9 protein-coding genes are annotated in these 10,427 nt (G+C 74.4%); 3 read left to right on the forward strand and 6 right to left on the reverse strand.

The features are described from left to right. Positions 1–31: 31 nt before the first annotated feature. The 4 genes from mshC to ACWEV0_RS12520 all read right to left on the reverse strand — a co-directional run bounded on the left by mshC (position 32) and on the right by ACWEV0_RS12520 (position 3,619). On the reverse strand, positions 32–1,261 hold the full coding sequence (gene mshC, locus ACWEV0_RS12505) for a cysteine--1-D-myo-inosityl 2-amino-2-deoxy-alpha-D-glucopyranoside ligase (protein ID WP_453148919.1): 1,230 nt from the start codon (positions 1,259–1,261) through the stop codon (positions 32–34). A gap of 157 nt (positions 1,262–1,418) precedes the next feature. Next, positions 1,419–2,270 (reverse strand): SCO1664 family protein, encoded by an 852-nt coding sequence (locus ACWEV0_RS12510; protein WP_453148943.1) that lies wholly within the window; start codon positions 2,268–2,270, stop codon positions 1,419–1,421. Continuing rightward, entirely contained in the window at positions 2,234–2,824 is a 591-nt protein-coding gene (locus ACWEV0_RS12515) for a DUF3090 domain-containing protein (protein ID WP_453148921.1), read from the reverse strand. The genes ACWEV0_RS12510 and ACWEV0_RS12515 overlap by 37 nt, the downstream gene beginning before the upstream one ends. A 105-nt stretch (positions 2,825–2,929) precedes the next feature. Continuing rightward, positions 2,930–3,619, reverse strand: coding sequence for a histidine phosphatase family protein (locus ACWEV0_RS12520; RefSeq protein WP_453148922.1), 690 nt, complete (start codon positions 3,617–3,619; stop codon positions 2,930–2,932). A 63-nt stretch (positions 3,620–3,682) separates the two neighbouring features. Between ACWEV0_RS12520 and ACWEV0_RS12525 the strand changes: the two genes are divergently transcribed. Further along, complete coding sequence (locus ACWEV0_RS12525; RefSeq protein ID WP_453148944.1) at positions 3,683–4,675, forward strand: magnesium and cobalt transport protein CorA; 993 nt, start codon at positions 3,683–3,685, stop codon at positions 4,673–4,675. 37 nt (positions 4,676–4,712) lie between these two features. On the opposite strand, the gene ACWEV0_RS12530 is transcribed toward ACWEV0_RS12525, so the two are convergent. Together ACWEV0_RS12530 and ACWEV0_RS12535 are read right to left on the reverse strand one after the other, a co-directional pair. Next, positions 4,713–5,498, reverse strand: coding sequence for a ferritin-like domain-containing protein (locus ACWEV0_RS12530; RefSeq protein WP_453148924.1), 786 nt, complete (start codon positions 5,496–5,498; stop codon positions 4,713–4,715). A 194-nt stretch (positions 5,499–5,692) separates the two neighbouring features. After that, positions 5,693–6,742 (reverse strand): LLM class F420-dependent oxidoreductase, encoded by a 1,050-nt coding sequence (locus ACWEV0_RS12535; protein ID WP_453148926.1) that lies wholly within the window; start codon positions 6,740–6,742, stop codon positions 5,693–5,695. Positions 6,743–6,905: 163 nt separating this feature from the next. Here ACWEV0_RS12535 and ACWEV0_RS12540 point away from each other — a divergent pair, with 163 nt between their 5' ends. Together ACWEV0_RS12540 and ACWEV0_RS12545 are read left to right on the forward strand one after the other, a co-directional pair. Beyond that, positions 6,906–7,883 carry an aldo/keto reductase gene (locus ACWEV0_RS12540; RefSeq protein WP_453148928.1) on the forward strand — a complete coding sequence of 326 codons (978 nt, stop codon included), beginning with the start codon at positions 6,906–6,908 and terminating at the stop codon, positions 7,881–7,883. Then, the gene (locus tag ACWEV0_RS12545) at positions 7,880–10,354 is read left to right on the forward strand and encodes a helix-hairpin-helix domain-containing protein (RefSeq protein WP_453148929.1); all 2,475 of its coding nucleotides are present in this window, start codon (positions 7,880–7,882) and stop codon (positions 10,352–10,354) included. The genes ACWEV0_RS12540 and ACWEV0_RS12545 overlap by 4 nt, the downstream gene beginning before the upstream one ends. Positions 10,355–10,427 lie beyond the last annotated feature (73 nt).

Genomic DNA, 10,427 nt, shown 5'->3' on the forward strand with positions numbered 1-10,427 from the left:
TGTAGGGCCGTGAGGGCCCGGAGGCGGTGCGCTACAGGGCGACACCGAGGAGGGCGTCGACCGCGCGCGAGACGAGGCCGGGGGCGGACTCGTCGGTGCCGCCCTCGGCGGCCTGGAGCGCGGCCCAGCGGTCGACCGCGGCGAGCGCGGCCGGCGCGTCCAGGTCGTCGGCGAGCGCCTCGCGGAGCTCCTCGACGAGTGCGTCGGCGGACGGGCCGTCGGGGCGCGAGACGGCGGCGCGCCAGGCGCCCAGGCGCTCGACGGCGTCCTGGAGGACCTGGTCGGTCCACTCCCAGTCGGCCCGGTAGTGGTGCGAGAGCAGGGCCAGCCGGATGGCGGCCGGGTCGACGCCTTCCCGGCGCAGCGCGGAGACGAAGACCAGGTTGCCCTTGGACTTGGACATCTTCTCGCCGTGCAGGGCGACCATGCCGGCGTGCACGTACGCCTTGGCCATCGGGAACTCGCCGCTCAGGGCCTGGGCGTGCGAGGCGCCCATCTCGTGGTGCGGGAAGATCAGGTCGGAGCCGCCGCCCTGCACGTCAAAGCCCATGCCGAGGTGGTCGAGGGCGATGGCGACGCACTCGATGTGCCAGCCGGGGCGGCCGGGGCCGAGGCTGCCGCCGTCCCAGCTGGGCTCGCCCTCGCGGGCGGCCATCCACAGCATCGGGTCGAGCGGGTTCTTCTTGCCCGGGCGGTCCGGGTCGCCGCCGCGCTCGGCGGACAGGTGGCGCATCAGCTCGGTGTCGTAGTTCGAGACCTCGCCGAAGTGCGGGTCGGACTCGACCGAGAAGTAGATGTCGCCGTCGAGCTCGTAGGCGGCGCCGGAGTCCCGCAGCTGCTCGACCAGCGGCACGATGCCCGGTATCGCCTCGACCGCGCCGATGTAGTGCTGCGGCGGCAGCATGCGCAGGGCGGTCATGTCCTCGCGGAAGAGCGCGGTCTCGCGCTCGGCGAGGCCGACCCAGTCGATGCCGTCGCGCTGCGCCCGCTCCAGGAGCGGGTCGTCCACGTCGGTGACGTTCTGGACGTACTGGACCTGCCGCTTGGTGTCGAGCCACACGCGCTGAACGAGGTCGAACGCGTTGTAGGTCGCCGCGTGACCCATGTGGGTCGCGTCGTACGGCGTGATGCCGCAGACGTAGAGACGGGCGACGGGGCCGGGGGCGAGGGTCACTCGTCCACCGGTCGACGTGTCGTGAATCCGGAGGTCGCGGCCCTTGCCGGGCAGGGCGGGGACCTCAGAAGCGGGCCAGGCATGCATGTCCTGAGCGTAACCGGACAGGTGTTCCGGATACGAACCGCATCCGGGATCTTGACCGATTACGCGGTCTTGCAGGGACGGCCGGACCGTGCATACCCCCAGGGGGTCTTACCGGCCGGGAGGGATTGGCCGAAAACATTCGCCGGGCGGCGCGTGTTCACACGGGCGGCCAGGGAATGGCGGGCCACTGCCCGGACGGTACGGGGTGCCGCCCGGTCCTGCGCAGACCGGCGACGCGCTCCCGCAGGGCGTCCACCTCGGCGGCGGTCAGCAAGCCCGCGAGCCGTTGGGCCAGTCGGGTGCCGGGCGCGAGGCGCTCGTCCAGCGCGGCGAGGACGGCGACGGCCTCCTCGGTCAGCTCCTCCCCCGCCCAGCCCCACAGCAGGGTGCGCAGCTTGTCGTCGACGTGGAAGGAGACGCCGTGGTCGATCCCGTACAGGCGCCCGTCCGGCGCCGGCAGCAGATGCCCGCCCTTGCGGTCGCCGTTGTTGATGACGGCGTCGAGGACGGCCATCCGGCGCAGCTGCGGGGTGTCGGCGTGGACGAGCAGCGCGGTGCGGTCCTCGGCGACCTGGGCGTGCCCCACGGCCTTCCAGCCTTCCCCGGCCTCCTCGTCCTCGACGAGGGCGAGCAGCTCGGCCGCCGGGTCGGCCTCGACCCACAGCTGGACCATGCCCTCGCCGTACGGGCCCTCGCGCAGCACCGTCGGCGGGACCAGGCCCCAGCCGGTGGCCTCGGACAGCTCGTAGGCGGCGACCTCGCGCTGGGCGAGGGTGCCGTCGGGGAAGTCCCACAGCGGGCGCTCCCCGGCGACCGGCTTGTAGACGCAGGCCGTCTCCTCGCCCTCGTACGCGACGGAGCAGTAGAGCACCGCGTTGGACGCCTCGCGGACCTGGCCGCGCACGGTCAGCTCGCCCTCGGCGAGCAGCTCTATGGTGCCGGGGGTCCCCTTGCCGGTCGTTCGACTGCCGGTCATGCGCCGCGACGGTATCCGTTCTGGCGGGGGCAGACGTGGCCCTCGGGGTCGAGCGGCAGGCTGCACAGCGGGCACGGCGGCCGGCCGGCGTTGACCACGTCGAGGGCGCGCTTGGCGAAGGCCCGGGCCTGGATGCCGGTGAGCCGGACGCGCAGCATCGGCGGGCCGTTCTCCTCGTCCTGGAGCAGCCGCTCCTCGGCCTCGGCGAGGTCCTCCTCGGAGTCCGCGTCGAGCTCGACGAGCGCCTGCGCCTCGACGATCATGCGCTGCTCCTCGCCGTCCCAGGCGAGGGCCATGGTGCCGACCCGGAACTCCTCCTCGACGGGGGCGTCGAGCGGCGCGGTGTCGGTGGTGTCCGGGGGTGCGACGGCGGGCACGGGCGCGCTGCCGCCGGTGCGGCGCAGAACCTCGTCGAGGAGCTCGTCGATCCGTTCGGCGAGGGCCGCGACCTGGGTCTTCTCCAGAGCGACGCTGGTGACCCGGCCGGCCGCGGATGCCTGCAGGAAGAACGTACGGCGGCCAGGCAGCCCGACCGTGCCGGCCACGAAACGCTCCGGTGGGTCGTAGAGGAACACCTGACGGGACACGTTCCCGACTCCCTTGGGTCTCGGTGGTGTGGCCGCCGGGTCGTCCGGCGGGACCGGCGTGGCCGTGCGGCTACAGCGGCGCGTCCACCCTACTGCGCGTGGGGATCACGGTGCGCCCGCACCGCCACCGACCTCCGCCGCCCCGTCGTCGGCGGGGGCCTCGCGCAGCGCCAGCGAGCCGAGGTCGCCGGTGTCGCCGAGGCGCAGCAGGAAGGGGCGCAGCCGGGTGTAGCGAATGGCGGTGACGGAGCAGGGGTCGACGTGGATCCGCTGGAAGAGGTCGAGGTGCAGGCCGAGGGCGTCGGCGACGAGCGACTTGATGATGTCGCCGTGCGAGCACATCGCGTAGACGGCGTCCTCGCCGTGCTCGGCCTCGATCCGGGCGTTCCAGTCGCGCACCGCGTCCACGGCCCTGGCCTGCATGGCGCGCATGGACTCGCCGCCGGGGAAGGCGGCGGCGGAGGCGTGCGCCTGGACGACCTGCATCAGTGGCTCGTCCGTCAGCTCGGCGAGCTTGCGGCCCGACCAGTCGCCGTAGTCGCACTCGCTGATCCGGTCCTCGACGTGCAGCGGCAGCCCGGGGCGGGCGTCGAGCAGCGGCCGTACGGTCTCCCGGCAGCGCTGCATCGGGCTGGTGACGACGGCGGCGAGCGGCACGCCGGCGAGCCGCCCGGGCAGCGCGGCGGCCTGCGCGGCGCCGCGCTCGTCGAGCGCCACCCCTGGGGTGCGCCCGGCGAGCACTCCGGAGGTGTTGGCGGTGGAACGTCCGTGCCGGACGAGGATCAGGGTGGCCATGCCGGCCAGCCTAAGCGAGGGGCAGGGGGCCGAGGGGTGCGCCGGCGCGTCCGGCAGGGGAGAATACGGCCCGTGATCGTGGATTCGGCCATCTATCGGAGCGGGCGCAGGACGGACGGGCCCGCCGACCTGTCGGACGCGCTGGCGGAGGCGCGGGCGACCGGCGACGCCTTCCTGTGGGTGGGTCTGCACGAGCCGACGGAGGCCGAGTTCGAGCATGTCTCCGACGAGTTCGCGCTGCATCCGCTGGCCGTCGAGGACGCCCTGAAGGCCCATCAGCGGCCGAAGCTGGAGGTCTACGACGACTCGCTCTTCGTGGTCCTCAAGCCGGTGGTGTACGAGCCGGAGAGCGACAAGGTCTCCTCGGGCGAGCTGATGGTCTTCATAGGCGACTCGTTCGTGGTGACCGTGCGGCACGGCGTGGGCGCGCCGCTGAAGGCGGTGCGGCAGCGCCTGGAGGCCGATCCCGACGTGCTGAGGCACGGGCCGACCTCGGTGCTCTACGCGATCAGCGACGCCGTGGTGGACCACTACATCGACGTGGCCGCGGAGCTCCAGGTCGACCTGGAGGAGCTGGAGGCGGACGTCTTCGCGCCGTCCGGCGGCAACCCGGCGCGGACGGCGGAGCGGATCTACACGGCCAAGCGGCAGGTCCTGGAGTTCCGGCGGGCGAGCGGCCCGCTGGCCGGTCCGGTCGAGCGGCTCGTGACCGGCTCGGTGCCCTTCGTGCACGAGCACGCGGTGCCGTTCTTCCGGGACGTCCAGGACCATCTGCTGCGCGCGAACGAGCAGGTGGAGGGGCTCGACCGACTGCTCTCGGACGTCCTGTCGGCGCATCTGGCGCAGATGGGCGTGCGGCAGAACGACGACATGCGCAAGATCTCGGCCTGGGCGGCGATGGCCGCGGTCCCCACGATGGTCGCGGGGATCTACGGCATGAACTTCGCGCACATGCCGGAGCTGCGCTGGGTCTGGTCCTATCCGGCGGTGATCGTGCTGATGGCCGGGATCGTGGCGGCCCTGTACCGGCTGTTCAAGCGGCGCGGCTGGATGTGAGCCCGCGCCGCCTTGGCGGTCTGCGAACCCGGCGGGCTCAGAAGGCGTGGGCCGGGGTGGCCGGTCCTCCGAGGGCGTCGCGGCGCTCGGGCATCCGGAGGTCCACCATCTTGTGCCAGCCGGCGGCCCGCTCGTACGCGTACACGGCGTGGACGCCCGCGGCCAGCGCGGCCGCCCTGGCCCGGGACCAGTTCAGGATGCGGCCCATGTGGCTCATCACGGCGAGGCTGACGTCCCGGTAGACCTGGATCTCGGCGAGGGCCGACTCGCGCAGGGTGCGCTGGATGAGCCGGCCGTGGCCCGCGTAGTTGAGCCGGAGCAGTTCCTCGTGACAGTAGGCGAGGTGGTTGACCTCGTCGTTGTCGATCATGCGCACGGCCTTGCCGAGCTCGGGGTCGTCCCCGAAGTACTTGACCAGCATGTTCATCTGCTCCGCGGCCCGCTGCTCGGTGACCCGGCTGTGGCTGAGGTAGACGATGACGTCCCGCTCGCTCAGCGGCTCCTCGCGGCGGAGCTTGTCGTGGGCGAGGCCGATGCCGCGCCGCTCCAGGAGCATCGTGTAGTCGGTGTCGGGCGGCACCGGGACGGGTTCGAGACCGCGCTTCTTGAGCAGCGCGTTGAAGATCCGCCCGTGCTTCTCCTCGTCGGCGCCGTGCCGCGCGATCTTGGGCGCGAGCTCGCGCATCCCGGGCGCGACGAGCGCCGCGATCCGGCCGTTCTCCCAACCGCCCTGCGCCTCGCCGCTGGCGGCGATGGAGCAGAACAGCTGGAAGGACTCGTCGTTGTCGATGATTTCCTGGAACAGGCTCTTGGCCGTGAGCATGGCTGCCACCTCCCGTGCGGTACGAGTCAAGTGCGCCGCGCCGGGGCGGGCAACACGGGGAGGCGGCCACTGGGCCGAAAGACGGACGCGCGGGGGCGTAACCCGGGGCTCGGGTCGCGCGTTGTGCTGCGTGACGGCCGTGGCGGGGAAGACCCCCGAGCCCCCACCACGGCCGCAGACCTGTCCGGGGACCGTTACGCGAGTCCGGCCCGCTCCAGCGCCTCGACGCCCGCCCGCAGCGCCGCGAGGCGCTCGTCCAGGGTGAAACCGGCCGGGGCGAGGGTCAGGGTGGTCACTCCGGCCGCGGCGTACGCCTTCATCCGGTCGGCGATCCGGTCGACCGAGCCGAGCAGCGTGGTCTGGTCGATGAGCCGGCGCGGGACGGCCGCGGCGGCGCCCTGCTTGTCACCGGACAGGTACTTGTCCTGGATCTCGGCGGCGGCCTTCTCGTAGCCCATGCGCTGGGCGAGCTGGTTGTAGAAGTTCTGCTTGCGGCTGCCCATGCCGCCGACGTAGAGGGCGGTGTACGGGCGGAAGATGTCGGCCAGCGCGTCGACGTCGTCGCCGAGGGCGAGCGGCAGGGTCGGGTGGACGTCGAAGCCGTCCATCGTGAGCCCGGCCTTCTCGCGGCCCGCGCGCAGGTGGCGCAGCGCGGTCTCCTCCAGGTGCTCGGCGGCCGGGAAGATCAGCAGGGCGCCGTCGGCGATCTCGCCGGTCTGCTCCAGGTTCTTGGGGCCGATGGCGGCGATGTAGAGCGGGATGTGCGGGCGGGTCGGGTGGACCGTGAGCTTGATCGGCTTGCCCGGGCCGTCCGGCAGCGGCAGCGTCCAGTGCTCGCCCGCGTAGCTGAGGCGCTCGCGGGTCATGGCCTTGCGGACGATCTCCACGTACTCGCGGGTGCGGGCGAGCGGCTTGTCGAACTTGACGCCGTACCAGCCCTCGGAGACCTGCGGGCCCGAGACGCCGAGGCCGAGCCGGAAGCGGCCGCCGGAGAGCGAGTCGAGGGTGGCGGCGGTCATCGCCGTCATCGCGGGCTGACGGGCCGGGATCTGCATGATGGCCGAGCCGATGTCGATGCGCTCGGTCTTCGCGGCGACGAAGGAGAGCACGGTGGGCGCGTCGGAGCCGTACGCCTCCGCCGCCCAGCAGACGTCGTAGCCGAGGCGGTCCGCCTCCTGGGCGACGGCGAGGTTGTCGCCGTCCATGCCCGCGCCCCAGTAGCCGAGGTTGATGCCGAGCCGCATGCCACGTACCCCTTACCCATCGGTAACGTCCCTGTGTGCGGGACTCTAGCGCGCGGCCGGGTCGTGCGACAGGAGCCGGCCGACTGCGGGGCCGGAGCCCGCCTGTGGACAGGTTGTCCACAGGGTCTCTCCGGGTGGTGCCATGGCCAGTAATCTCGCGGCCATGGAGCAGAGGCATCTCGGACGTACCGGCCTGCGCGTGTCCCGGCTCGGGCTCGGCACCCTCACCTGGGGCCGGGACACCGACGAGCACGACGCCGCCGAGCAGTTGAAGACGTTCTGGGACGCGGGCGGCACGCTCGTGGACACCGCGGACGTGTACGGGGGCGGCGAGGCGGAGTACCTGCTCGGGCGGCTCCTCGACGGCCTGGTGCCGCGCCGCGACCTGGTGATCTCGACGAAGGCGGGCAACGTGCCCGACCCGGACCGGCGCACCGACGGCTCGCGCGGGCATCTGCTCGCCGCGCTCGACGCCTCGCTGGCCCGGCTCGGCACGGACTACGTGGACCTGTGGCTGCTGCACGCCTTCGACCCGTACACGCCCCTGGAGGAGTCCCTCCAGGCCCTGGACATCGCCGTCAGCACCGGCCGGGCCCGCTATGTCGGCGTCGCCGACTTCTGCGGCTGGCAGCTCGCCAAGGCCGGCACCTGGCAGCTGGGCGGGGAGCGGACCCGGCTGGCCGGGACTCAGATGGAGTACTCGCTGCTCCAGCGCGGCATCGAGCGCGAGGTGCTGCCGGCCGCGCTGGACCTCGGCATAGGTCTGCTGCCCTCGTCGCCGCTCGGGCGCGGCGTCCTGACCGGAAAGTACCGCGCCGGCACTCCCACCGGCTCGCGCGGCGGCTCGGAGGCCCTCGCCCCCTTCGTCGAGCCCTACCTCGACGACACGGCGAGCCGCATCGTCGACGCCGTCAGCACGGCCGCCGACGGGCTCGCGACGACGCCCCTCCAGGTCGCCCTCGCCTGGGTCCGCGACCGCCCGGGCGTCACCGCCCCGATCATCGGCGCGCGCAACGCGCAGCAGCTCGCGGCGGCGTTGTCGGTGGAGAGCCTTAGTCTTCCTGACGAGATCTGCCGGGCCCTCGACGATGTGTCGGCGCCCGTGCACCGCTACCCGGATCACGATTGGAGCACCTTGTGACCGAGCCTTCCCCGTCCACCCCCACACCGCCGACCGAGCCCGACCAGGCGGAGGCGGCTGACGCCGCGGAGGCGGAGGGGAGCCGCACGGGCCACCCCGAGAGCCCGGCCGACGCGACGGCGGGCGGCGGAGAGGAGCCGGGCACGGCGCGGACGGAGGCCGACTCGGCGAGCGCCGGGGACGGGGCGGACGCGGCCGGCGCGGCAGCGGGCGAGGCCGCGGCCTCATCAGCCGACGTCGCGTCGGGTGCCGAGGACGGCGGGGAGGTGCGCGACGCGTCGGGGGAGCGCGAGGCCGCTTCCTCGCCCGTCGGCGAGGCCGAAGGCGAAGGCCGGGCTGACGCCGACGCGAAGGCCGCCGACGCGTCGCGCGGCGAGCAGGCGGATGTGGACCCGGCCGGCGCGGCAGCGGGCTCCGAGGGCGAGTCCTCGGCGGACGAGGAGGAGCCGGGCCGGGCGGCCGACGGCACGTCGGGCAACCAGGACGACGGGGACACGGACGGCACGTCGAGTGCCGAGGCCGGGGCGGACACGGACGGCGGCGCCGGGCTCAGTGAGGCTCAGGCGGAGCTGGCCGCGCAGCGGGAGTTCCGGGCGCGGATCGAGCAGCGGAAGGCCGAGCGGGGCGGCCCCGTCGAGGCCGGGGGGAAGCTGAGCGGGACGGCGGCGGACCTGCTGGCGGCGGTGCGGGCCGTGGAGAGCGGCGCCAGGCCGGTCGCCGTGCCGCGCGTGGCGGAGCCCGCTCCGGCGGCCCGTCCCGCGCCGGAGGAGCGGACCGTGCGGCCGCCGGTGCCCGCGGCGCCGGTGGTGACCGAGGAGACGACGGGCGCCGTCCGGCAGGTGCTTGCGCGCGGCCGGGCTCCGGAAGCGCTGGCCGGGCAGGTGGCGACCGTGCTGGGCGAGGGCGCGGCCCGCGCCCTGGAGGACGACCCGTGGCAGCTCCTGGCGGTGCCCGGGGTGCGCGCCGAGCAGGCCGACGGCTTCGCGCGGGCGCTGCTCGGCCCGGAGTGCGGTCCCGGCGACCCGCGCCGGGTCGTGGCGCTCACGGCCTGGCTCCTGGAGCAGGCGGCCCTGAAGGGCCACACGGCCCTGGAGATCGGGGCCGTGCGCGACGGACTCGCCCGGCTCTCGGTGCCCGAGCCCGACAAGGCCGTCGACCTGGCCGTGTCCGAGGCGGCGGTCCTGGTCTTCCAGGAGGAGGACCAGGAAGAGGAAGCGGAAGCGGACCAGGACGTCGAGGAGCAGGGAGCCCGGGGCGAGACGCCCGCGCCCGTGCTGCTCGGCCTGGAGCGGTACGCGCTCGCCGAGGAGAGCCTCGCCGACGGTCTCGCCCGGCTGATCCGTACCGTCGAGCCGGCCGAGTGGGACGGCCCCGAGCTGGCCCGCGCCGCCGGGGCGAACGGTCTCGTGCTGCACACCGGCGGCGAGGCCGCCCGCGCCGAACCGGCCGCGCTGGCCGCCGCCGCCCGCGAGCGGGGCCTGCGGGTCGCGCTCGCCGCCCACACCGCCCGCGACGGCGCCGTGCCACTGGCCGCGCTGCTGTCGGGTGCCGCGGGCCCCGGCCGGGACGCGGAGGGCACCCTCGCCCTGGACCTGCTGGTCGTGCTCGACGCGCCGCAGCTCGACGTCGAGACGGCCGCCGCGCTCGTCGAGGCGCTGCCGGACGGCTGCCGACTGGTCCTCAGCGGCGATCCGTACGTCCTGGGCGCGGCGGGCCCGGGCCGGGTCTTCGCGGATCTGCTCGCGGCCCGGATCGCCCCGCAGATCGCCTCCCGCACGCCCGACCCGGGCCCGATCGGCGAGCTGGTCTCCGGCATCGCCGTCGGCGAGCTGAACCAGGTCGCCGCCCCCGGCAAGGAGGTCGTGATCGTCCCGGTCCGGGACGCGGCCGAGGCGGTGCACCGCGCGGTGCAGCTCGTCGCGGACTCGATCCCGCGGGCGATCGGCGTGCCGGCCGAGCAGACCCAGGTGATCACGGTCGGGCACGGCGGCTCCGCCGGCACCCGCGCCCTGAACGCGGCCCTGAAGCAGCGGCTCAACCCGGGCCCCGGCCGCTTCGGCGGCTACGACCCGGGCGATCGCGTGGCCCACTCCCCCGCCCCGGGCCGTACGGTCACCGGCACGGTCGTCTCGGCCGACGCGGAGGGCCTGCACCTGGACTGCGCGGGCGCGCGGGTCGTCGTGCCGAAGGAGCGGGTCGAGTCGGCGCTGCGGCACGGCTGGGCGCTGACCGCGCACCAGGCGGCCGGAGCGCGCTGGCCGGCGGCGGTGGTGGTGCTGCCCGGCGACGCGGCCGGCGGCCTGAGCCGGCCCTGGGTCTACACCGCCTTCGGGCGGGCCGAGCGGCATCTGTCCGTGGTCCACGGCGTCGAGCAGGCGCTGCCCCGCGCGGTGGCCGAGGGGACGGCTCCGGAGCGCACGACCCGGCTGCGTCCGCTCCTCGAAGCGCTGCTCACGGAGGACGAGGAGTGACGGAGGGGCCCTGCCCGGTGAAGGTGGAGATGCGGCGCAGGGCGCGCAGGAACGTCTCGCTGGTGAGGTCCTC

This window comes from Streptomyces sp. NPDC003943 (genome assembly GCF_053605265.1).

Excerpts from the sequence above, each read along its gene's own strand:
- ACWEV0_RS12540 (WP_453148928.1), top strand. The coding sequence starts at position 6,906 with ATGGAGCAGAGGCATCTCGGACGTACCGGCCTGCGCGTGTCCCGGCTC.
- ACWEV0_RS12520 (WP_453148922.1), bottom strand. The coding sequence starts at position 3,619 with ATGGCCACCCTGATCCTCGTCCGGCACGGACGTTCCACCGCCAACACC.
- ACWEV0_RS12535 (WP_453148926.1), bottom strand. The coding sequence starts at position 6,742 with ATGCGGCTCGGCATCAACCTCGGCTACTGGGGCGCGGGCATGGACGGC.
- mshC (WP_453148919.1), bottom strand. The coding sequence starts at position 1,261 with ATGCATGCCTGGCCCGCTTCTGAGGTCCCCGCCCTGCCCGGCAAGGGC.
- ACWEV0_RS12530 (WP_453148924.1), bottom strand. The coding sequence starts at position 5,498 with ATGCTCACGGCCAAGAGCCTGTTCCAGGAAATCATCGACAACGACGAG.